Source organism: Rubritalea squalenifaciens DSM 18772 (assembly GCF_900141815.1).
Taxonomy (GTDB): Bacteria; Verrucomicrobiota; Verrucomicrobiia; order Verrucomicrobiales; family Akkermansiaceae; genus Rubritalea; species Rubritalea squalenifaciens.
On sequence record NZ_FQYR01000002.1, the window covers coordinates 1080537 to 1104364 of the forward strand.

The 23828-nt window shown below is 49.9% G+C and carries 13 protein-coding genes and 1 tRNA gene; 1 reads left to right on the plus strand and 13 read right to left on the minus strand.

The window, feature by feature from the left end; translation table 11 throughout:
* Positions 1–60 precede the first annotated feature (60 nt).
* From BUB27_RS05010 to BUB27_RS05065, 12 genes are all read right to left on the minus strand, one after another.
* Positions 61–4107 (minus strand): HEAT repeat domain-containing protein, encoded by a 4047-nt coding sequence (locus BUB27_RS05010; protein WP_143158436.1) that lies wholly within the window; start codon positions 4105–4107, stop codon positions 61–63.
* 108 nt (positions 4108–4215) lie between these two features.
* Positions 4216–4788: a DUF4159 domain-containing protein gene (locus BUB27_RS05015; protein ID WP_143158437.1), complete on the minus strand. Its 573-nt coding sequence runs from the start codon at positions 4786–4788 to the stop codon at positions 4216–4218.
* A 24-nt stretch (positions 4789–4812) separates the two neighbouring features.
* On the minus strand, positions 4813–7605 hold the full coding sequence (locus BUB27_RS19180; protein WP_143158438.1) for a hypothetical protein: 2793 nt from the start codon (positions 7603–7605) through the stop codon (positions 4813–4815).
* Positions 7606–7632: 27 nt separating this feature from the next.
* Positions 7633–9825, minus strand: a complete 2193-nt coding sequence (locus BUB27_RS05025; protein ID WP_143158439.1) for a hypothetical protein — start codon at positions 9823–9825, stop codon at positions 7633–7635.
* A 2-nt stretch (positions 9826–9827) separates the two neighbouring features.
* Complete coding sequence (locus tag BUB27_RS05030) at positions 9828–11852, minus strand: vWA domain-containing protein (RefSeq protein WP_143158440.1); 2025 nt, start codon at positions 11850–11852, stop codon at positions 9828–9830.
* A gap of 27 nt (positions 11853–11879) precedes the next feature.
* Complete coding sequence (locus BUB27_RS05035) at positions 11880–12761, minus strand: DUF58 domain-containing protein (RefSeq protein ID WP_143158441.1); 882 nt, start codon at positions 12759–12761, stop codon at positions 11880–11882.
* Positions 12762–12763: 2 nt separating this feature from the next.
* Positions 12764–13747 carry an AAA family ATPase gene (locus tag BUB27_RS05040; RefSeq protein ID WP_143158442.1) on the minus strand — a complete coding sequence of 328 codons (984 nt, stop codon included), beginning with the start codon at positions 13745–13747 and terminating at the stop codon, positions 12764–12766.
* 39 nt (positions 13748–13786) lie between these two features.
* A complete protein-coding gene (locus BUB27_RS05045; RefSeq protein ID WP_143158443.1) occupies positions 13787–16753 on the minus strand; it encodes a hypothetical protein in 2967 nt (988 codons plus the stop codon).
* Between the two features lie 498 nt (positions 16754–17251).
* The gene (locus BUB27_RS05050; protein WP_143158444.1) at positions 17252–17929 is read right to left on the minus strand and encodes a hypothetical protein; all 678 of its coding nucleotides are present in this window, start codon (positions 17927–17929) and stop codon (positions 17252–17254) included.
* A 5-nt stretch (positions 17930–17934) separates the two neighbouring features.
* Positions 17935–19026, minus strand: a complete 1092-nt coding sequence (locus BUB27_RS05055; RefSeq protein WP_143158445.1) for a hypothetical protein — start codon at positions 19024–19026, stop codon at positions 17935–17937.
* Positions 19023–20024: a PD-(D/E)XK nuclease domain-containing protein gene (locus tag BUB27_RS05060; RefSeq protein WP_143158446.1), complete on the minus strand. Its 1002-nt coding sequence runs from the start codon at positions 20022–20024 to the stop codon at positions 19023–19025. Before BUB27_RS05060 ends, BUB27_RS05055 begins: the two co-directional genes overlap by 4 nt.
* A gap of 195 nt (positions 20025–20219) precedes the next feature.
* Positions 20220–20294, minus strand: a tRNA-Arg gene (locus BUB27_RS05065).
* Between the two features lie 263 nt (positions 20295–20557).
* Between BUB27_RS05065 and BUB27_RS05070 the strand changes: the two genes are divergently transcribed.
* Positions 20558–22414, plus strand: a complete 1857-nt coding sequence (locus BUB27_RS05070; protein WP_159434814.1) for a LamG-like jellyroll fold domain-containing protein — start codon at positions 20558–20560, stop codon at positions 22412–22414.
* Positions 22415–22491: 77 nt separating this feature from the next.
* On the opposite strand, the gene hemL is transcribed toward BUB27_RS05070, so the two are convergent.
* On the minus strand, positions 22492–23775 hold the full coding sequence (gene hemL, locus BUB27_RS05075; RefSeq protein ID WP_143158448.1) for a glutamate-1-semialdehyde 2,1-aminomutase: 1284 nt from the start codon (positions 23773–23775) through the stop codon (positions 22492–22494).
* Positions 23776–23828: the final 53 nt, after the last annotated feature.

Genomic DNA, 23828 nt, shown 5'->3' on the forward strand with positions numbered 1-23828 from the left:
TCGGCTCCCTGAACTTCACAGCTCTCTTGATGGGCCTGGTTTATATAGGGACGAGTTCGGTTACATCATGGAGGATATAGAGGGTTGTAGATTTTTGATCAGTCCGCTGATGTAATCTGAGAAGATCAATACTACAAATAAAAGCAGGAAGAGGCCTGCTGTGAGTAATTTGATCATGGCAGTGTGTTTCTGCTGGAATTGAATGAGGGCATTGGACTTCATTCCGCCCATGGCCAGTGCAAAGATGACGATGAGCGGCAGTACGAATGCGAGGTTGTAGATAACAAGCATGGAGACTGCGTCTGCGCTGCCCTGGTTGATCTTGTAGATGATGGGTGCATAGACCTGACCGGTACAGGCAAGTTCTAGGAATGAGATGGCGATGCCGGAGAAGAAGGCGGCGATGACGAAGCGGCTGGACTTTGCCCCTTTTCGGATGACACCGCGGATCCGGTTTTTCAGGAAGGATGGTAGCTGGAGAGTCATTTCATCCAGCTTGCCTTTGCGAGCTCTCAGGTAATCTCTGAATGAAAGGACTGCTACTAAGAGAGCGAAGCCTGCAAAGACGTAATTAAGAGCATTTCTGAGCCAGAGATAGCTGGTGTTTTCAGTGAGATTTTTAACAAAGCTACTGAAGAGTAGGCCGACCGAAAGGTAGGCAAGAAAGACGGCGAGAATGAATGCTGTGCCTACCATGAAGATCTCTTTCGGGGAGCGTTTGGCAACCGTGAGGTAGGAAAGGAAAAAGATGATAGTGGCAAAGGCGCAAGGGTTGATGCCGTCTAACAAACCTCCCGCGATGACGATGGGGAGGGTGAGGGCATCATACTTTGTCTCAACATGCTGTTTGGCCATGGCGATTTGCTCCGGAGCTTTCAGGATGTACCAGTCCTTTTGCTCTGGGGAGTTCATGGTGTTCTCCAAGAGTCCGCCAAGTTTTTGAGCGGTAATAGGAGGGACAATGTAGCCGGTGGAAGTGAAGAAGGCTGGCACCTTGCCATCAGCAGTGGCCGGAAGATCGAGTACTCTGGAGAGATGGGCATTGAGTAGGATGCCGTCTTCAGAGGAAATCGAGAAACGTTTGATTTCAAGAAGAGGGAAGTCCCGTTTGAGATCTTTAGCTACTTCGATAGCTTTAGCACACTGGCTGCAACCCTCTTTTTCAAAGAACACGAGAATGAGTGAAGCGCGCTTAGCCATTTCTTTGACTCTATCCTCTGGGGTGGAGAGGTGCTGCGGTGCTGTGCTGCTATCGATACTGGCAGCAAGCTCGGTGAATGTGGTGAAGCCGGATGAGTCGGAGTCATCGTCACTTTTGAAGTGATTGAGGATCGGCTTGTGTTTGCTTCTGGAGATTCGCTTGAAGTCGATGTAGGCGAGTAGTGGGCGCATGCCTTTGCCCATGAAGCGGTAATTGTCTTCAACATGATCAGACAATCGATAGACAGCACGAGTTTCTTTGGGCTGTTTGTTAATCAGCGCGATGAAGGCTGGTAGGTCGATACTGCGTGAGTGGGTGAGGAGAGCAAAATAGGCCTCGAAACGGATCTGCTCCGATGGGTCAGCTTTTGCCATGTCGTAGAGGAGTTGCTCTGCATCAGTTGAGAGGCGCCTTCTACTTCTGGTCGAAGAGTAGGAGCTGTCACTGCGGGATTCCAAGTCATTGAAATAGTGCATCCATGCAGATCCTCCTTTGGAGAATATCTCTGGTATGACAGAACGGACATTGGCGCTTTTGTCTGCGGAGAGTTTCCTGATGTTTTCCTTGAACCAGTTAGAGTTGCTATTTCCCAGGCAATGCCAGGCAGCTCGGCGTACCCATTGGTTTTCGGAAGTCGTGTGGGCGGCGATCGCTTGTTCATCAGATAACCTCAAGCCTGAACTCATGAGAATACAGGCTAGAATTTTAACTTCATCCGATGATTTGTCGGACTCTAGCTGAGTCTTGCACCAAGAATTTAACAGGCGACGGTTCCTGCTATTACGAGCGATATTACTGAGCCTGTATTTGTAGGCTTCGCTGGGCTTCAGCTTGGTGTCTTCTTGAACGAGATTTTCCAAAACCATCTGGATGAGAACTGCATTGTTCTCATTAGAGAGGGCGTTGTCAGCTGCTTCAGCCCGGATTTCACTGGATTCATCTTGAAGGAGAGCTTTGAAGATGGAGATTACATTGCCACTATTGGCTTTGTAGAGCGATTCTGCGAGTGATGCGCGCTTGCTGACTGGCATTTTTGCCACGTCCCCATTGAGCAGGTCTATACCGCGCTTGTCGCCAGCTTTCGTGAGTACGAGGCAGATCTGGAAAGTACGTTCTTGGTTATCAGTATTCTGAGCCAGTTTGACGAGTGTTTCTTTAAGAGTGTTAGCGCCACCATGGGCACTGGTCTCTACGGTGAGGAGCGGGCCTAGCTGCTTGCCGTTTGGTCTGATGAAGGCGTCGTAAAGTGGATCAAGTGAAGTTTTTTCACTGTTGAGACCAGAGTCGTTGATGAGTCGTGTCAGTCTAGGGTCTACAAAATTGGTTCTGGGTAGTTCAAGCGTGCTCAGCACTGCCTGAATTTTCTCATCAGATCCAGAGTTGATCGCATCGGTGATTACATTGGCCACGAAGTCGTATTCTAGCTTGTCTGAGTCATTGGCAATGGTTCGCAGAGCTACGCAGGCAACGTCGAGGTTTTCGTGTGTACAAAGTGCGGCGAGTATCTTGAGCCTATCCTGCTTGTCTCCACTGAAAGCTTTAATCGCTGAGATGATGGTGTCAGGATCTCTAGATAGTAGATGGGCACGTAGTTTGTCGGAAAAAGATCCAGCGAGGCTCATGTACGCCGGGGTGAGAGAACCAATGAGATCATCATGTTTTAAGTAGAGATCCTCAAAGATAGGAATAGCCTCTCTGGCTTTTAGGCTGACAGCTGCGGCTATGGCCTTGGAGCGTACATACTCGTCTTTACCGTTCTTTAGTAGCTGGAGAATCTTGTCTTTGGCGTCACTCGCTTTACAGCGGTCAACGTATTCAACCGCGGCAACCCTGACCCTCCAACGGGGATCATCCAGCAGCGAGAGGACTTTTTCTTGCACAGCCTCAGGAATCGTTGAGGTGGTTTTAGGTCCGGAGTTGAAGCTGAAATCAGAATCCTCACCGGCACTAAGCTTTGTGATCGCGCTGATAGCTGAGACCACGATGTCCTCATCTTTGTGATCTAGGAATACTTGAACAATATCGATGGATTCTTTCTCAGGAATGTCTTTGACCCTGCGAATGGCAATGTGGATGACGTTGACGTCTTTTTCTTTCTTCAGCTGTTCGGCTATGAAGGGGAGTACCTGTCTGCCGCCTACTGAGATCAGCGTGTCTATGCTAGTTTCACGTACGAGGGCATCTGGCGAATTGATGAAGTCACGAATGATCGGAATGGTGACTAGGCCAAGGCTCTTGAGTTGACCAAGAGCAGCCAGCTGTTGGTCACGATTACCGATGACGAGATCCCGGGCAATGGTGGAGGCAGATGATTTGGCTGACTTGATAAGTACAAGCTCGTATTGGGCTTGTTTAAGTTGGGATAGTTTAGAGGCTGGCAGCTCTGGATGAGCGACGATGAACTGTTGGATTGCGGAGACCGCGTTGTAGTTGTCACCTTCCAGCATGCGTATGGCTCGTGAGACGCGAGAGCGTTCGTCTGAGAGAAGGTTACGGATGTAGGAGTTGATTTGCTCCTCACTGAGCTTGGCTGACTTCTTGCTGATTTTTGTGTCTTGCTTCGCCCAGCGTTGCCAGAGTTCGATAGAGGTTTTGTTATCTTCGGACTTATCTGGTTCAGCCCAAGGAGAGAAATCATAGGTTTCACCAGAGGCGTCCTCGAGCAGTTCGATAGCGCCAATGCGTACTGCGAGTTGAGGATGATTGAGGAGAGAGACTAGCTCCTTGCGAGGGAAATGCTTTCGCTGTGATAGGGCCTTTTCAACCTGTGGGCGTAATTCAGGGTCGGAAAGTTGAGCGACTACCTCTGCCCAGGATGCTGGATCGGCATTTTCGGGCAGTGAGATTTCCGCCCTGAGCGAACAAGCTAAGCTCAGGGATAAGATAAATGTGGAGAATCGGCGCATGAGGTAGTCAGCTTATATTGGGTGTAAATATGGTAGGTGTTAATGGAGTAAGGCGTAGGCGAGAATGTTTGCGTTGACTCGGACCGAGTCATTAATTTCGTTCCCCCCTCAACAACAGCACCCCTCTGTGTTAGAGGTGTCATTGAGGCCATCCGATGAGTATACGACCACGAGTTTGTCGTTGTGGGTAATGCCGTGTAAGGTGGCAGTGCCACCATGGCTGAGCTTCATCGACTTGATCGTAAAGATGGTTTTGAATAGGGCGTGATCCATCGGAATGTCTTTGAGAGCGTCTTTGTCGAAGATGCGCTTGATTTCACGCTCAAAGGCTGTGGCCCATGCTTTGTTAGAGCAGCCCGGGGAGGCGAGCAGGAAGCCACCATTCTCCAAGTATTTCTTCATGTTTTCCCTCTCCTTGCTGGTAAGGGTGAAATCACCCTCACCCGTCATGATGACGAAGGGGAACTTGAAGAGTTCTTCGGAGGAGAGCTTCACAGGCTTGAATCTGCGCTCAGTGGATACGGATGTCTTCTGCTGAACAGTTGTCAGGAATTCGTCACTGAAGCACTTGGATGTTTTGGTGCCTGCGTAGATCAGGTTGCCGCATTGTACGGCACCTTCTTTGGCTGTGGCGATGCCTAGGGACATGACCAAGCTTGCTATGATTGCGGGTATTTTCATTTGTCTCTCGTCGGTTAGATTAGTTTAAGGAGTCGTATAGAATTTCTTCACGGCATCTCTGTACTTCTCAGGGACTTTTTCTCGTTTGAGTCGTGATGAATTACTGTCTTGCTGATCAGTGGGCTTGATGGTGTTGCTGCCAGATACGGAAGGCGGCGTGCCTTTGCCTGAACCTCCGCCTTGACCTGCTTTCCCGCCTTGTGAGTTTCCGTGTGGGGAGTCACTGAAATTAAGGCGCTCGGGGCCAAACATTGAAAGGTTTCTCCCCATGCTGCCGGGTTGGCCATCCTGGCCCATGCCAAACCCTCCGCCACCCATGCCCATACCACCGCCGCCTGCGCCTTCTCCGGCACCTCCTTGACCTTGATTGCCTGCGCGGCGTGCGCGGTTGAGCATGGCCTCTAGCATTTGCTCTAGGGTTTTCTTAGCATCGGGCTTCATATTGAAGTCGTTCTTTGGCATTTCGCCGCGTAGGAGAGCGGCGAATTCATTGTCCTTCATGTCGATGAGTTGCTGCAACAATTTGGCTGCAAGGTGGGCCTTAGAGGAGGCTTCTACGGATTGACCGATCTTGGCTGCTTTGGCTGCAGCCTCCATGGCTTCAGCAACCTGAAGTCCCTCGAGCTTTTCAAGAAACTCCAGAGAGCCGTCTTTCAGGTCGACCGCTTCATCCGGGAGTTGTTCGGCCGCTACACGCAGTTCTTTGGCAAATTTGACAAGCGCGTCCTGGTTCTTAAGCTGGCTCTGCCCGAGTTTCGGTAGGAGCATCTTGTTACGCATGATGCCCTTGTTGATCTCTTTGGCGATGTTTGTTTTGCGGGTCGCGAGTGAGCGCTGGTTGTAGTAGATTCTCATGAAGTCACCGGCCAATTTCATGACTTCGCCGATCTTCTTTACTTTCTCGGCGTCTTGGACCAGATCGTCAGCTTTTTCTTCGACGCCACCGAGACGTTCTAACATTTTCTCGATCATTTCCTGGTTGTCACCTTTTCCGTCTTTGTAGTCCATGTCGTGAAGATCCTGCTCGTTCTCCATCAGTTTGTCGTGGGTTTCGCGGGCGACGTCTCCCAAGCGGCCTTCCATCTCGTAGGCGTAAAAATCGTTTGCGAGTTTGTGGGCAAGGTCCTGAGATTTCAGATGGGCAGCGATGGCTTCCTTGAGAGCTTTCTTGAAGGCTTCCTCGTCATCTTTCTGGTTGGCCTCTTGAAGTCTCTCAAGAGCCTTGCGCGCGTCATCGATAGCTCTGTCTAGTTCTCGGTAACGTGGAAGGAATTCTCTTATGGTAGCCGATTCTCGGATGCGGGCGGCGTAGGTTTCCTCGGAAATGATGTAGACGCGGGCTACATCCGATGAGCCGATACCTAGCATGGAAGGGTTATAGTCTCTGGCCTCAAGGTAGAATTCCAAGGTCTGTTCAGGCTGTACGCCAAGAGCTTCGAGATCGATTGGCTGAGAGTAGTCGTACTCTTTCTTTTCGACGGATTCAGCCAAGTTCTTAGCTCTGTCTCTGAAGCCTACGAGAGTACGCACCAGCATGACTGAGTCGATGCCGTGGTCGTCCTCCACGCGGCCACGCAGAGGGATCTTGGCCTTAGGGGTGGCGAGTACCATTCTGTTCGGCGATTCTAACTCTGGGATTGGCGGAAGATCTGCAGAGGTGCTAATGGTGAGATCGAGACTGGAAGAGGAAGGGGTGGAGCGTACATCGTGAATGATGCAGGAAAGGTCTGAGCTACGTCTGGCTACCCACTTGAAGGTGGCAGTGCTTGAGTTGTCAGAAGTTCCCAGGATGATTTCAGGAGCTTGAGTTTCATCCTTTGTCAGTGGAGTCAGAGTGAGTGTGCCTCCTGATAGAGGGCGGTTGCTGGTAATTTCCAGAGTGACTGTGGATCCCTCGATGACTTTGATTTCGTTTCCTTCAAGAGGGAAGCTGACTTCCTGCTGCTTGGTATAGGAAGGTGGTGTGACGGTGATCTGGGCTGAAGTAAACTTGGGCTGGAGAAGTACTTCTACTGGCAACCAGTTTGAGCGGGCCTTCCCGCAGGCAAAGGCGACATCGAATCCACTGACGATATTGGTGAATTTTCTGGAGTAGGTAGATTCGTCCTGTTGGAAGGTGCTGGTGGTTTCAATTTCACCAGTTTCCCGGTTTCTTACCAGACAGGTGACTTGTTCTTTGATCTCATCACCCGTGATGCTGGCTTTGACGAGGTTTTCTCCGCCATAGAAGGTTGTTTGATTCTCTTGCGTGAGTTCAAACCTAAGTCTAGTGAATGGTGGGGTGTCACTACTTGGTTCCAAAATTCTCTGGCTCACTACGAGGTAAGCTTCCGGGAACGATTTCTGAAGTAGTGTGATGATGCCGAAAATTACAAGGATGGAGGCTATGCTTCCTGTGATCCATTTCAGTGGGAGCTGTTTACTTAATTGCAGTTTCTTTAGTTCAGCCGCCGCTTCATCGAGTGACTTTTGTTTCAGGTAGGCGTGGAGGTCATTGGGGGATCCTTGATCCAGGAGGTCGTGAGCAGCACGGATTTTGTGATCAGATCCAGCTAGTTTTTCATCTGCGAAGTCCGCGATGCTAGAAGCGGGTTTGAAAATAGCGCGAGCGACTAGGAAAATGACCGTAAAGGCGGCAATCGATATCAGAATCAGGTTGAGTATTTTCCGCGTGCTGGACTCCAACGCCCACAGCATGTCTGCTAGGCCATAGATGATGGCCACGGTAGCTAGAACACCAGCTACTAGCAGTACGGTCAACAGGATGTGACCGAGTGCGTGGTTTCGTTTGATGCGGTTGAGGTTTCTGCTGAACATATGGTACGTTCTCTAACTGATTAAAATTTATGGGAGCCCTTGTCTGCGGCGGATGACCCACTCGCTTGCGAGTAGGGACAGGATGATGAGTGGTGGGAACCATTTGGCCCATGCAGGTTGCCAGATGAGGTTCGCTTCCACCTCGATGCGTTCTTGGTCAGAAAAGGCTTCGGTTAAGAAGGTCTCGAGCTCGCTGGGATGGATGATTTTACCGCCAGTGGATTCTACGAGTTCTCTGAGGAAAACAGGGTCGGGATTCAGGTTGTCCTTCTCGTTAGGCGGTGAGGTGGCGACGACGTGTAGAGCTGGAGATGGGGACTGGTCATCTGTGAGGACGGATACTTCGTAGTTACCAGATTGGTCAGGAGTGAAGGAAGCTCTCCAAGTGGGCTTGCCACTCTCGGAAGTCACGCTGGCCGGGGTGAGATTCTGAACCTCACCTCCGGGTGTCTGAATACTGACGCTGGGTGCTGGGTCTGACTTGGAGCCGCGGTAGCTGAGGGTGAAGACGATGGGCTGCTGGATCCCGACAGTTTGGTTAGAAGCACGCAGTGAGTACTGGTGGCCGGGCAAGAACTCGGAGTAGGCTACCATCCACTGGATAAGCTGCGTCCAGTACTCAGAGTACATGTTTCCTAGTTCGCGGGCTTCTGGGTAGAAGTCCCATTTCCAGAGGCCATCTGCATTGACCAGGCCGGTGACTCCCTGGCCGTAGCGGCGTACCATGAGAAGGGGGAAGGTGCCTCGGTTGCCCTCGAGTGTGCCGCGGGCAAGTACCCTGGTAAATGGTTTCACCGCATCGATCCGGTGAGCGTCTTTGAGCTTGGGAAGTGATTTCCAGACCGGGCTGTCTGGCTCAGGAAGGGCTTGGCCAAAAAGGCCGGCGGCCTGGCCGTCTGAGGTGGGGAGGAGAGAGAAGGATGCTGTGTTTCCTGCTGCCCAAGTGACGGGCTCTAGGGCTTCCAAGTCATCAAGCTTGCCTGAGTATGGCTTGCCGCGGGAGAATAGAACGGCTCCGCCCTGATCTCTGACGAAGGTCTTGAGGGTGTCGATTCGCTTTGGGGTGAGGAAGTGTTCGCTGTTCTTGCCGAATACGATGAGGTCGTATTGGGAAAGTTCCTCGAGAGAATCGGGAAAGACTTCGGTGGAGGATTCGCTGGGTGTGGCTTCTCCGGAATTGATGCTGAAGTACCTGGTGTCCGAGAGTCGGTGGACTGAGTGGACATCCATGTGCGTTTGCTGTCTGAGTAGCTGTGCGAGGAATTTGGAATCCCAGTAGGGTGCACCTTCTGCGATAAAGACGCGAGTTTTGGTTGTCAGGATACGGATGTGAACGGAGGCATCGTTGTTATTGGTGCGCTGCTCGTTAGCGAGATGATTGACAGAGAGTTTCCAGTTGGCGGACTTTTCAGGAGCTTTGATGGAGAATGTGTGCAGCGTAAGCTTGTTGTTAGTAAGCTCGAGTTCCTGTTCGGCGAGAAGGTCACCTTTCTCATTAAGTAGCTTGAGGGTAACTTGCTGCTCGCCCAGATTCTGGTTGTTGAGGGCGGCGGTGATTTGGACATTCTGGTTAGGAAAGGCGGTGATGCTGCGGCGCGGGGAGGTGAGTTCAATATCTTCAACCTTTACGTCATGCCCGATCGGGACCGCATAGATGGGAGCGTTGTTTGCGCGCGCCTGCAGAGCGAGGTTAGAATTGGAAGGCACGGAGGTTTGTCTGCCGTCGGTGAAGATAATCATGCCTTCGGGTGAGGTTCCTGTTGCTTGCAGGCGAGTAAAGATACCTGAACCTGAAGTGAGCAGATCAGTGGTGTCGCCAATGGCAGAGACTGAGTCTCCTTCTTTGATCGGGGCAGCGCTGTCTGAGAAGGTGAACTGAGGTGTTGCGAGATCGCTTTTCTCTGCCAGCTTGGCTACTTTGCCGCTGAGAGCCAGGGCTTGGTCAAGCCGGGACTCATTGCCTTCTATTACAGACATTGAAGCAGAGTTATCGACGAGGACGGGCCAAACTTTCTGCTGGTCGCTGTTTTCAGGTACCCATTTCCCTGGATTGAGTAGGAGAACACAGATGGCGATCAGGGCAATCAGGCGCAGTGATAGCAGAATCCACCGTACCTTTCCCGCAGCATGGAAACTAGACCTCCATGCGAGGAAGCCGCCCGCAGCCAGAATGACAAGGATGAGCGGGATGAGTGTAGATAATGGAAGTACGGGGTGCACTGTTAGGAAGCAGAAGTTTTCGGTTTAGGAGGTGTGGCGGCGATGGATTCACCGAGAAGGAATAGCAATGCAGCGGCGGCGAGCCATGGCCAGAGAGGAAGACCCTGATTAAGGGCATCTTCACGCAGGAGGCTGCTTGTCTCAGCGGCTTCTCCTTGAGAGAGGTCAGCTGGGTCTATCTGGCGAAGGTCGGATTCGGTTTGCGGGAAGTTTGCGAAACTAGTGTGGGTAGTGGTGGAGCCAGTCTTCCACTCGAAGATGCCAGGTTCCATGTCCTGTTTTGAAATCAGGAGGGTGCCTTTGTCCGTATTTTTTAGCTCCACTGCCCAGGCTTCTCCGGCCGGGGGAAGTAGGGATACGGAGTCTGCGGTAATGTTCTCAGGCAGTACCCATGACAGCGGTGAGCCGGGGATGGACTCGAAATGGTTCGCAGTGGTGGTCGGCTGGATTTGTAACAGTAGCTCGGCGACAAAGGGCAGGAATGGATCTTGCTGAGACCAATCTGAGGAATCTGGGGATATTGGCAGGTTCCAGAGCAGGCGTTGGGCAGCGTCTCCATTCTTTTTCAGTATAGCTGGTGTCTGGTCTGTATAGCTGATCAAGGTGGTAATCCCTGAGGCGTTCAGCCATGACTGGGGTAACTCCATACGAGAGCGGAAGGAACCTTTGACCGGATTGCCAAACTCGCCGGAGCGGAAGAGGGCAAAGACTGGCGAAGACTCGCTGGCGATCTGGGCGGACCAGCCTTGTTCGTTCTTTTTGTAGTCAATGTTAGAGCTAGGTTGAGGGAGTGACAGGAAGGTTGAGGAAACTGCGGGTGGGCATTTGAGGCCGGGCTCAGCAATGATGGTCATCCCCTCAGAGGAGAGTTTTTCGATTGCTTCTAATTGGGTGCCGTCCCAGTCGTGGAGGAAGAGAATGTCACAGGATCTGGGAGAAGGGAGTTTGTTGGTCGTGTCATGGGAAAGCCAAGGGAGAGCGCTGGCACAACGTTCAAGGATACGTGAGGCATCACTGGGTGATTTTGTGGAGGAAACCAGGCGTAGCGTCTCACGCACGGGGATAATGAGGTGGCGTTCGTCATCGGCCGGGAATGTGTCTTCGCTGAGAGATGCGGTGACTTGGACATTGCCATGTGCACGGAAGGATGAGGTGAAGGCTGTTTCAGTCTGGCTCCAAGCTGGGATTTCAATTTCCTTGGACTGACGACTGCCACCGGCATTGAGATAGATGGTGGAGTGCTTTGCTTTGTCGGAGAAATTGTTGATACGCGCGGTGATCAGGGTGTTCTGACCGCTCACAGGAGATGGTGGGTCTGCAATGAGTGAAGTGATGGCGAGATTCTCTATCGGCGATTCACCGACCTTGATCTTGGTAAATTTGATAGAGTCGGGGACAGGGAGCTCGGCGTCTTTCCAGGCAGAGGACTGGAAGTCAGAGATGAGGATAATCTCACGATTGCCTTCTATTTGCTGGAGCTGCTCGACTGCCATTCTAAGAGCGCCTGAGATAGAACCAGTCTCGTGGCGGGCTTCGTTCTGCTGGAGGAGGTTGTTCAGGTAGGCGATGTTTGGACTGGGAGCCGGGAAGGCTGTGCTAGGCTTGGCTTTGAGCCAGACAATATTGGCGTTGTCTGGTTTGAGTTCGCGGATCATCTGAGCGACCTCTACGCAGGCTTTGGAAAAGCGGGTGTCTGAACCTTCATGGGCATCCATGGACGCGGACTGATCGATCACGAATACGATGTTTTTGTCTGCGCCCGGTGTGCTATTGGGATCTTTTGAGATCAGTAGCGGGTGGAGGAAGGCGAAGAGAAGCGCTGCAACCGCAAGCGTTCTGAGAACCAGTGTCAGCCAATCCTGAGGTTTACGGATCCTCGCTGTTTTTTTGAGGATGCGCTGCAGGAAGGTAATGTCTGAGAACTTGAACGCAGGTGGCTTGCTCCTTGCAAAGAAGTGCACAAGAACGGGGATGGCAATGAGAGCCATCAGCCAAGCGAGTGCAGGGAATGTAGTGATGATCGACAAGGTAGTCTGTGGTGAGATTCTGAGAAATTAGTGGGCGAGTCGGTCGAAGAGCGTGTGGTAGGACTCGGTGGTTGGGATGAGGGTGTAGTCCACAAGTCTAGAAGCTGCGAGGCGGCGCAGGGCACGGGTGTGCTGCTGGAGCTCTTGGTCCCATGCTTGGCGGAGATTGGTGGTGTGAACGATAAGGTTTTCATCCGTCTCCATGTCCACGAATCTGGAGAGACCACGGTCCGGAAGTTTGATCTCGGATGGATCAAGCACGTGGAAAAGGTGGACGCGGAAGCCGCGGTGTAGGTAGGGGTTGAGAGCCTTGAAGATGTCTTCAGGAGAGTCAAAGAAATCCGATAAGATCACGATGGTGCCCTTGCGTTTGATCAGAGGAACCGCGCGTTTGAGGGATTCTGCTAGAGATGTCTGAGATCCAGGTTTGTTATTTTCTAACAAATCTAGAATAGAGTGGAGGTGCTTCCTGGTGGAACCCGGTGGTAGGTGGTGACGGATGTCTCGATCAAAGAGCTGTAGTCCTACGCGGTCGTTCTTGTAGATGACCAGCCAGGAGAGGCAGGCGGCAAAGAAGGAGGCGTACTCCAGCTTGGTGAGTTCCGCGGCATCCCGGAAGCCCATGGATGCTGAGGAGTCCACGAAGATGTGGCATTCGAGATTGGTTTCCTGCTCGAAGGTCTTGAGGTAGAAACGGTCTGAGCGCGCATAGACGCGCCAGTCGACCATTGCAGGGTCATCCCCGGGTGTGTACTGGCGGTACTCGTGGAATTCGGTAGAAGAGCCACGCTGGCGAGAACGGTGGCGGCCAGACAAGTATCCCTCCACAAGGGCTTTGGCTCCGAATTCATAGTTGCGGAGCTTTTTGATGTCCTCAGGCTTGAGGTACTTGTGTTGCTGAGACGCCATGGTTAGATGGACTTGACCAGTTCCTGAATGATTTGGTTTTCGGTGATACCTTCACCGGTAGCGTTGTAGTTCGGGATGACGCGGTGGCGCAGGATTGGTAGCGCTGCGTCTCTGACTTCATCGACTGTGGCGGATGATTTTCCGCGCAGCAGGGCGAGGCCTCTCACGGCGCGAGCCAGGCACTGTGAAGCACGAGGGCCAGCACCGTAGGCGATGTAGTTTTTGACGAATTCGGTAGCGTGTTCGGAATCCGGCCTGGATGTGTGGACGAGCTTGAGGATGGCTTGCACCACATTTTCTGGAAGAGGTACGTCGAGAACGGCTTCCTGAAGTTCCATCACGCCTTTAGCGTCGAGGATAGTATTGGCCTGTGGTGTAGAGTGGCCGGTAGTGCGGGCGATGATCTCGGCTTCCTGCTCGATACTCGGGTAGTCGATAAAGATGTTGTAGAAGAAACGGTCGAGCTGTGCTTCCGGGAGCGGGTAGGTACCCTCATGTTCGATCGGGTTCTGGGTGGCGAAGACGATGAATGGTTCAGCTAGCTTGCGAGTCTTGCCGGCGACAGTGACTTGCTTTTCCTGCATGGCTTCGAGCAAGGCTGCCTGAGTTTTTGGCGGGGTACGGTTGATTTCGTCTGCCAGAATGAGGTTGGAGAAGATAGGGCCGGGGGAGAACTCAAAATTACGAGCGCCGGATTCACTGACCTGAAGGATCTCTGAGCCGACGATGTCCGTAGGCATGAGGTCCGGTGTGAACTGGATGCGCTGGAACTTGAGGCCGAGAATCTGGCCGAGAGTGGCGGCGAGTAGTGTTTTGGCCAAACCGGGTGCGCCGACGAGTAGGCAGTGACCCTTGCAGAGGAGGGAGACGAGCATTTGCTCAACGATTTCGTCCTGGCCGACAATGACCTTGGCGGTTTCTTGGCGGATTTTGCTGACGGATTCCTGTACGGACTCCCATTGTTTCTCTGGTGCAGCTATAGTCATGGTTTGGATTTTGTTAAAGTGTTAGTGATTGGTCTGGGCTTAAAATGAGCCGGGGTTTGCTTCGAGCTGTAGTTTGATTTGTTTGAGAGTTTCGAGATCCATTTTTTCAAAGACCTCGTCAGGGAGTTTAGCTTTGGCGTTTTCCTTGATGAATTTGATGACGGCTTCTCGCTCATCTTTGTTCGCTTCCCGTGCAGCATTCGACGCGGCGATGGAGGTTTGGCTTTCGATGGTGATTACTGCATTGAGATAGCCTTGATTCATGTTCTCTATAGTAGAGACGATCTTGGAGACATCATCCTTGGTGATTTCTTTAGCACTATGGAGTATGATGTTGGACTCGTCATTGGAGCGAGGGTTCAAAAGAAGTGACACATAGTGGTCATGCTTCTTCTCTGAGATCTCCTTGTCTAGTGTTGTGAGAGACTCTGATCTGGCCTTCATTATACTGCTAGAAAAGAGGTATGCCGCATAGCCCGGCTGGCTTTGATTTCTGGAGATGCTGATGCTGTAGCCTGCCAGTGACTGGTGATTTTCGGACAACTTTGGAAGCAGATTCTGGATAGTTTCTGCATTGAGTTCTTTGCCAATGATTAAGCTCTTTAGCGCCTCCTCGGCCTTTTGGGTGGTATCATTTTTCGTGGCTCTGCTGCTATCGATCTTGGTGATCAGACTACCCAGTTTCTGAAAGGGTTCCGGTGGGTCATTCTCATCCAGATAACCGTCCCAGGCGAGGTGCTCGGAGACGCTCAATTTTTCCAAGATAGTCAGTACTTCAGCAGGCTTGGCATCGGTGATTTGCTGGACGATTTCTTCGAGGCGTTCCTCTGAGACGTCGTCCTTGCTTGGTAGTGGGGGAACGTCTTCTCCGTTGAGTCTGGCAGTGGATCTATTGATGTAGAGTTTGGAGGCCTCCTCAGCGCCCAATAGCGCATAGAGCTGATAAAAATATTCTTGGTCGCTATTTGGGTTGGCATAATTTTCCAGAAGGACGCCGACACGGTCAGCAATACTTGTTCCTTCGCCATAGCGGCTGGCTTGTTTCTCTGTACGTTGGAGCAAGTTTAGCCAGTCCTCTGCCTCGAATTTGGAAAGGGGTGGGTCAAAGCCTTCTTTGGGGGCTTGAGGGCTATCGCCATCAACAGCTGTTCCAGCTTCGCTCATGCCCTGACCTGAGCTGTCCAGTTGGAAGAGGAAGGTGATGATCTGCATGGCCTTCACGTCATCGGACTTTGCCGCGGCGTAGGCGAACTTACTTCTATATTTACCCAGAGGCTTACTTTGTAAGGCTACTTGCAGCTGTTCCAGAGTTTCCTGGGTATTTCCCTCGGGGCGCGACAGGCGAACAAGAAGTTGGGAGGGTTTGAGTCCTTCAGTGTAGCGCAGGAGTTTCTCAATGAATTTCTCGACACCACCATCATTCATAATGGTGTATTGGCCGCTGTGCTCGTAGTTTTCGAGCTTCTCTGTACCCAGCTCATTGATGAGTGCTTCCTTGTACTTGGAGATGAAGTCCTTGGCCTTTTGTCTCTGCTTGAGGGTGTAGTTTTTAACTTCTTGAGAATATTGGCTGGGTGAGTCTGATTCCAGCACTGTGTTTTCGAAGAGAGCAAGACTTTCAGGGGAGCCGTCTTTGAGGAGGGATGCGGCTACTTTTGAGATGGTAGTTTGGTTTCCATTCTTCAGGTAGTATGTCACCAGTTCTAGCTTGCTGTCGTTGCGATGCTCTTTCCAGAACTTGATAGCAGTGGTCTTAACTTCATCGTCCGTGTATTGCTGGCCACCTGAGAAATTGTCGCGAGATGAGAGCCCAGGCAGGCACTGTTTTACGTAGGCCAGAGCGATTTCTCCGCGAGTCTTTGGCCTGTCCATTCTACGGTATAACTGTTCAGCCTGCTCTATCTCAGAACTATCGCTATTGTAGTAAGAGTAGCCATACGAATAGGAGGAATAATGAGTGCCAGGGTCAGTAACTGTGAGAAGCAGGGTGTCATCTCCAATGAGGGCAGCAAGCGCAAGGAAGCCTTCCATCCCCAGTTGGGTGAGCTGAGTGAAGGGTGGGTCAGACGGATTATGCGTTTGGTCGTCGAGCAGCCATAGACCTTGATCATCACTACTGGAGTAGTAATCGCTCATGGGAACTGAGATTTTCTGCCCATCTTTGCCTGTCAGGGTGATGATGTCGACAACCTTTGGACTGAACTTGACTCCTTCCACGCTGGGGGAGGTGATCTCAACGCCATTGGCACGTTTCTCTACCTTAGGGATGAGCATGGCGAGTGCATAGCGTGAGGACCAGCCTCTGCTGTAGGTCGTTTGCAGACTGATCAGATCCTTGTGGTAGGCTTTCCAATCCTTGCTCTTGTAGAACGTCTGGGTAGCTACCTTCAGTTTGGCATCTGCGATATTAGTGATTACGCCGTCGATGATGCTCTCAGGAGATGGAGAGAGCCTGAATAGGGTGGCGATGAGTTGATTCGCTTCCTTTGTATGGCCAGCGCGGTGAGCTTGGCATGCCAGGGCAAAGTAGCTGGTGAAAACATCCTTTCCTCCATATTGCCATCGGTGACTTTCGGTTTGTGATGATGAGTGCGCCAAGAGCCATTTTTGCACAAGCTTGAGATCATCCAGTAGATTTGCGTCTGAGGATTTTCCCTGAATGGGCTGATCATTTGCCGTGTAATTAGGTGAGCTGGATTCTTGGTAGAGCCGTGAGGTGCCATCCAGGAAAATAACGGGCTGCTTACTCGGATCCTGCGGGGATTTGGTAAGCCATCCGGTGCCTTTAAGTTTCGGTGGGTCCGCTGAGTCTCCTGAGGAAGAGAAGGTGGAGCGGCGTGAGTTTTCTAGACCGGGGGATTTGATGGTTTTGTACTCGTAGCCTTTGTTATCAGGGAAACCAAGCTCCAGAAGCATGTCGATGGCCTGGCTGTAGTCGGGGATGGTTTGCTGGTCATTTTGTGTCGCTTCGCCTTGTGCATAAACCACAGGGGCAAAGTAAATCATTGGCGACGCTCCGACGCATATAGACACAACACATGACTTTAGCATAATTGGGTTGATAAAGATATCGGGCTCTCAGGGCAATAGGAAACTGAGCTATTATCTTTTCAGGGCTGACGGGGCGCTATCGGCCACACAGGTTCCATGTCCAGTGAAAGCTTACATTACACTTTAATGGCTATCAGCTATCTTCGGTAGGTTAGTGTGAGTAGAGATTGTATAATCTTCGAAACCTTAGTGGTTTGCGGGGTGGTTTCGAGGTGAGTGTGCTGACTATGAGGTCAGACCAATGCCAAGATTTTAAGAGTCGCTATTTATCCTTTATTTTATAAGGATTTGGCGAGTTTTGGAGTGGTAGGCTCACCAGGAATCGAACCTGGATCTTCGGCTCAGGAAAGCGAAGGGTTTACTTGTACTATGAGGGGGATGTATGTAGCCTGTTTTGTAAGCTCTTAAATAACGGGTTTCTGATACAATGTTTAATGCATAATACTGATAATCTTAAACTAACTGACTCAAGATCAAATTTGTTATTAGAGGCTTCCACTGCAAATGCTTGCTATTAGGCGTAGTTACAGAACCCATTCGAGTAAATTTAATTTTCCCGGAAATGTTATCAGGAAGAGAGCACTGAACTGTCATGTCGTGAATTTTATCCATATAGTCAGGATACAGCTCCATTAATTGTTGATCGGGATTATCACCTCGCGCAGTAACATCAGCTTCGTTGAGTTTATTAAGCCTAACAGATTTAAGGCTAACTTGTGTCACCTTGGCATTTGTGTCGGTTTCTTTAAGGTGCTGAAGTATGTTATGCATATTAAAGAAACCTAATTTCATAGAAAATTGAGGGCCAAAGGCTTGCTCTATGAGTGAAAAAAAATATCGCGATGATCTAGGTAGATTATGTATTATCAATATACGGTGCAGTGGGTATATTTCGAATTCAATATTTTGAAATATAATGGATAGAAACTCTGTTTCATGACCCATAGGATCTTGGATTTTCTTTAGTTCCTCAAGTTTATAGATGAATCTAGCAGAAATAAAATCTTTCGTAACGTTCTCTAGGCGAAAACCTTTTTGTTTTTTTAGTGTATACGGAAATTTTCGTAGTCTCTTAGATAATGAAGAAGTATCTAAATCAGAGACTAAAAATTTGACAGGGGTATACTTCATGGGTGTTATTGATTCTTAATTTCTGAATAAACCTCTTTAGCGCGTTTGATTAATATGTCTGATATTTGGCGCTGCTCGAATGGGTTTGGGGAGCGTTTTGGTTCATATTCATCAAGATTTCTAGGACGAAGGGAAGGTACTTTATATTCAAAGATTTGAGAGTCGCTCTCATCCATAAAACCGCAATGAATTTCGACTCTCCCCCAATTTGCATCTTTTGCTTCTACAACCCATGTAGCTGAACTAATAAAATATCCTTGTTCAAGAAACTGTTTAATTTGAGGGTCTGATCTCAGACCTTTACCACTAAAGTCTGCTTTAGCAATTTTACTCTTTATTAGTTCAGATAATTCTTTTTCTTCGTCAGTTTCATCGTCATCATCTTCTGGAAGTTCAGAATCCATGTTAGAAACCTTGACCGAAATAAGGTCCAAGTAGTCAAAACCTTCCAACTCATCCATTAGGCTGAAGAAAAAATTAATTCTAGCTTCGGCTGATTTTAGTTCTGTTAATAAGATAGACTCTCTTATTAGTTTCTTTGAACTCTTTTCAACCTCACTCTTTATTTTCATTTCGAACTTTGAAACAAGCTCGTTACTCTTTGAATCTACAGTACGACGTATTTGAAAGCCATTATCTGTTTTTGAGACTTCTACTTGAGAATGTTTTGGTACTTGCTGAAAAAGGCGTGTCTGCGATAAATCTGGCTCTGTGTAGTCGACATCAATATCAAGAACATTACCTGAGCCATGAAAGGAAATGTTGTCCTTAGTGGAATCATGGCTGGTGCAGGAAGCATTTAGAATGTCTCGAATAACAGAGAAGTCTTCATCGGTTTCAAAGCTAATGCTAGTCCATTTTTTATTGGACACTCTATCAGGAACGATGTTTGATAAGGCGATGCAGCTTTCCCAGCTTAAATCTATATCTGCTGAGGCGAGGTATGCGTCAGCTTTGTCTGCGCGCTTTGAAATGAATATGCCAGAGCGTGCAAGGTGTTTTTTTATATTGCGAGTAGAAGGTCTTGCTGTATGGAAAAAGTCCAAGAGATCCTTATCGTCAGGGTAATAGCTAGAATTAGGTTGATACTTTTTCATTTGCTTGCTCTGTTGCGGCGATCAAGGCCTATTTTTTTCTCCGAGAATGAATTGGTTGCTTGAGATATGGAAAGAAATTTAATGGCGTCGATCCTAGTTTTAAATTCTGGGACATTGTGGTATTGCATTGTCAATCGTTCCTGCGCTTTCTGAAAGTTAGTAGCGTGGTTATGGCTGGCAAAAGGCGCTCTGATCTCAATGGTGTGATCTTCTGATAGCAGACGTTGACGTAAAATATAATTTAGCAAGAAATGACACTCGTCTGCCGAGCTGGCTGAGCCTTCGTAATATACCAGATACCCACGAATTTTTTCTTGGTTGTCATATCTTCGAGTATCATAATTCACTATAATTTGAGGGTACAGTATCAATTCAATCGGTAGGCGCTCTATAGTGGTCTCTGGAATAGGCGTGAGTAATTTATTCGGATAAAAGAATCGAAATTCGGAAATGTCAGAAATTTTCTTCTGGCCTAAGATTTTTTCAAGATCATTAGTGATCATTTCCAAGAATCGTATTTTCTCGGGGTTCATTACAAAAACCCTACTAGTTTTAGGTAAACTAAGTTTTGCTCCCGATAAGGATTTTTCAAATCTTTCAAAATTAGAATCAAACTCTTTGTCGTGATTATAAACAAAAAGAAGTCCATGTATTTCGTATGAGTTTACATCATCATGAATGACTTCATCCTTCCACTCCTTGCTTAAGTAAGCGCACTCAACAGCTTTGGCTATGTTGCGTAATGGTGTATCTAATTTTTTTGGGGTAATAGTCTTTTTTGCGTAGCTCTTGAGATCAGTTACCAAGTATATCCGCTTTTTCACTCTTGGGTCATCGTAGTAAAAAACACAATCGTATGGGTGGGTTTTCTTGCTATGATCCTCAATGCAGCAATCGTAGTTCGCATCGAATATCCCACATAGTTGCCAACCAAATAAACTAAAAATTCGAGTCGATACCTCCTCTGCCATTTGGGCGATATTTGCAGTTTCAGCCATGAGAAATAAGCTGACGAGACTTTGCTAGACGGTCAAGTTATTAGGAGGCGATGGTTGTTCCGTGTCTTGAAATGCCTAGTTTTTCAAGTTGTCTCTGATTTGTCTCACTTTGGGAGAGCGAATGGACGAGAATAGAGGAAAATTCAAGAATCGCTCTGTATCCTTTATTTAATAAGGATTTGGCGAGTTTTGGAGTGGTAGGCCCACCCAGAATCGAACTGGGATCTTCGGCTCCGGAAACCGACGTGCTATCCATTATACCATGGGCCCTCAAGGGATGTGAGGAATAGGTAGAGTCAGCGGCGGCGGGTTTCAAGAATGAAGTTCTTATACCTGATGAAATAAAACACGCCATAGAGGGATAAATCCCCTGATGCCGCAAAAAGAACTCTTGGTTGTTTGCGTGGATTTGCTAGGTGTGTTTTGTACCTCTCACAGGTACCCACACACAAACATCAAAACCACCCACTTTAGAAAACCTCAGAGCAATGGACGATCGATTTTTTGTAAAAAAGCAAAAGCTCGCACTTCCCATGGGAAGACAATTCGAGGCGCTTGACCAGACTAACAAAGTAACAGTTTTGGTGCATCGCTTTGCGAAGGGAGATTCTGACAAGAAAGATATCTGGCGCGAGACCTTCCATGCCCATGCCGTGAAGCTCAAAAGACTCCAGGATCCAAGCCTGCCAGCGGTTATTGATTATGGGGTGGATGACCAGGGACCTTTCTTGGTCATGGATGAGCCACAGGGATTGCGTCTGAGTGATGTGGTTAACTGTGGACCCATGATGGCGGCCTCCGTAAGGCAGATGGCCTATCAGTTCTTGCACGCCTATGTAGATGCCGCGAAGGAAGGCCTCTATCACTCAGCATTGAACCCTATGCTGATTCTCGTGGGTGAGAATGCAGGGGAGGGTAATCGATTTTTATTGCCGGATATCGGATTTGCCGAGATTCACAATGCCATTCAGGGGGAAGAAGGACGAGTGCTGGGTGATCCCGTTTTCTTGTCTCCGAGCCAATTGAGTGGTGAGCATCAGGACGAGGCAGGCAGCCTGTTTTCCCTCGGTCAGCTTTGCTATTATTGCCTGGCAGGAGGTCACCCATTCGGAGGCATGGCCTTGCCAGCGATTCTTCAGGGGTACGAGGATGGCCAGCTGCCATCGATTGACCAGTTCCGTAATGATATGCCTGCAGACTTTGTCCAATGGCTGAACCGCATGACGGCAGTGGGTGGTGGTCAAGCTTTCCAAACAGCCTCCGAGGCACTTGCCGCTCTTCCAGAGGTAGGGGGCTTGCAAGCGATTCCTATGGATCTCACGGGGGTCGTTAGTGTGCAGCCAGCATCTAGCACAAGTGCCCAGACCGTGGCGCCACATAATCGCCCGAAACTGCTAACGGGTTCTCAGATCCGTCCAGCTACAGCAGCTACGTCTACACAACCCGTGATGTCTGCGCAGGCTCCGGCCGCAGCGGTCAGCCCTCAGTTGGGCGTAGCAGGAGTGGGGGTGGCTCAGCCTGCATCAGGTATTGGGGCACTCCTGGATACTACCAAGAAGAAGATCATCGCCTCATCCGTGGGCGGAGGTATTCTCTTGCTCATCATCATTGGGCTCGTGGCTGCCAGTGGGGATGATAAGCCGAAAAAATCTGACGGATCATCGGATGAGGAGGCTGTGGTGGAAAAGGCCACCAAGGCGGAGGAGATGGACCAAGAAACTCGTGAGCTATTCCGAGGCTTGGCCTACGGCTGGAACTTTGACCAGGATCTTTTACCTATCAACCGCAACAGTCCGGCGATTGAGCCCTACAATAATCTCGACTATAGTGAGGGGGTAGACAGGAAGGCGCTCGTTCTGGGGCCGGAAAATTACTATAGCATTCCCAAAGAGAGTGGCTTGTTCATCGAGAACTACAGCGCGAGTACGGTTAATTTATGGATCAAGGCACCAAGCCAGTGGGAGCGTGGACCGATGATCATTGGTAACAAGAAGTACAATCTTCCAGGTTCACGTGGATGGTGTATTGCCGCAGTGCCAGTGAACGAGGAGGCCATGAAGTTCCGTTTGAATACCTATGACGGCAAGGAGACGAGAATTGCAGATTCTCAGATGCTTGTGTCTGCAGGTAATTGGCATATGTTCACGATAGTCTTTGAAAATGGAGCAAAAACGAAGTTCTATCAGGACGGGAATTTTGCAGGAGAAGTAGATATTCCAAATACAAGAGAGTTGTACACAGGTAAGGATCTGTTCATCGGTACCGATGAGGTGTTCCGTGCGATATTTAATGTGCCGGTTCAGATCGACCAACTCTACCTCTGGCACCGCGGCTTAAGCAAGAAAGAGGTTCAGAAGCTCTTCAGGGACAAGTCCCGCTACATTCCTTAAGCTGAATAAAAAAAATCTTCCGCAAGCCGGAGTCGGCGTGCGGAAGATGATTCAAATTTCGGTTTACCCTTAGCCCGTTAGATGGCTTTGAACGCGGTGCTCATGGCATCCAGAGTATCATCAATATCGCCAGTAGAGTGGGCGAGCGAGATAAAGCCGGCTTCGTATGGGGATGGTGCGATGTAGACTCCTTGGTCGATGAGCGCCCAGAAGAACTTCTTGAAGGCTTCCATATCTGCGCCGGATACATCATCCAGATTCCAGATTTCTTTCTCGGTGAAGAAGAGGCAGAACATGGAGCCGACGCGGTGGAGGGTGTAGCCCAGACCTTTTTCTGCGAGCAGGTTTCGCAGACCAGCTTCAAACTGTGCACCGAGTCTTTCGAGCTGGTCGTATCCCTTGGCTTCGTCCAGGGCCTTGAGCTGTGCCAGGCCTGCGGCCATGGCCAGAGGGTTCCCGCTGAGGGTACCTGCCTGATAGACGGCACCGACTGGTGCGAGGTGATCCATGATGTCTGAACGACCGCCAAAGGCACCGACAGGGAGGCCTCCGCCAATGACTTTGCCCATGCAGGTAAGGTCTGGTGTGATGCCTACGAGTTCCTGAACCCCGCCCTTGGCTAGACGGAAGCCGGTCATGACTTCATCAAAGATGAGTACGGTGCCGTGCTTTGTGGTGATGTCTCTGAGGAACTGGAGGTAGCCTTCGCGTGGGAAGATGAGGCCGGCGTTCGCTGGGAATGGCTCAAGGATGACGGCGGCGATCTGGTCGCCAATGCTGTCGAAAGTCTCCTGAAGGGCCTCTGTGTCGTTGTATTTGAGAACGATGGTTTGGTTGGAGAAATCTTTAGGGACGCCGGCGGAGTCTGGTTCGCCGTGGGTGAGTGCGCCTGATCCAGCCGCGACCAGAAGGTGGTCTACGTGGCCGTGGTAGCAGCCCTCGAACTTAATGACCTTGTCACGCTTGGTAAAGCCACGTGCCAGGCGGATAGCAGACATGGTGGCCTCAGTGCCGGAGTTGACCATGCGGACTTTTTCCACAGAGGGTACCCAGTCTACGATGGTCTGGGCCATGGTGACCTCCCAGGGGCAGGGGCAGCCAAAAGAGACTCCTTGCTTTGCGACCTCGTGGATCGTCTGGGTGATTTCGATAGGAGCATGGCCAAGAATCGCTGGTCCCCAGGTGCCTACGTAATCGATGTAGGTTTTGTCGTCGATGTCCTTGATACGGCAGCCTGATGCGGAGCGGACAAAGAATGGGTCTCCGTCCACATTTTTGAAGGCTCGTACCGGGGAGTTTACTCCCCCAGGAATGAGCGTTTTGGCCTTGGCGAACATTTTCTGTGATAGTGGTCCAGTCATAATCTGTGCTGCAGTTGATTGATGTGGGGAGGTTACTTGCAGAATATAATTTG

Coding starts and splice junctions, on each gene's coding strand:
- BUB27_RS05010 (WP_143158436.1), bottom strand. CDS start 4,107: ATGCGCCGATTCTCCACATTTATCTTATCCCTGAGCTTAGCTTGTTCG.
- BUB27_RS05015 (WP_143158437.1), bottom strand. CDS start 4,788: ATGAAAATACCCGCAATCATAGCAAGCTTGGTCATGTCCCTAGGCATC.
- BUB27_RS19180 (WP_143158438.1), bottom strand. CDS start 7,605: ATGTTCAGCAGAAACCTCAACCGCATCAAACGAAACCACGCACTCGGT.
- BUB27_RS05035 (WP_143158441.1), bottom strand. CDS start 12,761: ATGGCGTCTCAGCAACACAAGTACCTCAAGCCTGAGGACATCAAAAAG.
- BUB27_RS05040 (WP_143158442.1), bottom strand. CDS start 13,747: ATGACTATAGCTGCACCAGAGAAACAATGGGAGTCCGTACAGGAATCC.
- BUB27_RS05045 (WP_143158443.1), bottom strand. CDS start 16,753: ATGATTTACTTTGCCCCTGTGGTTTATGCACAAGGCGAAGCGACACAA.
- BUB27_RS05050 (WP_143158444.1), bottom strand. CDS start 17,929: ATGAAGTATACCCCTGTCAAATTTTTAGTCTCTGATTTAGATACTTCT.
- BUB27_RS05055 (WP_143158445.1), bottom strand. CDS start 19,026: ATGAAAAAGTATCAACCTAATTCTAGCTATTACCCTGACGATAAGGAT.
- BUB27_RS05060 (WP_143158446.1), bottom strand. CDS start 20,024: ATGGCTGAAACTGCAAATATCGCCCAAATGGCAGAGGAGGTATCGACT.
- BUB27_RS05070 (WP_159434814.1), top strand. CDS start 20,558: ATGGGAAGACAATTCGAGGCGCTTGACCAGACTAACAAAGTAACAGTT.
- hemL (WP_143158448.1), bottom strand. CDS start 23,775: ATGACTGGACCACTATCACAGAAAATGTTCGCCAAGGCCAAAACGCTC.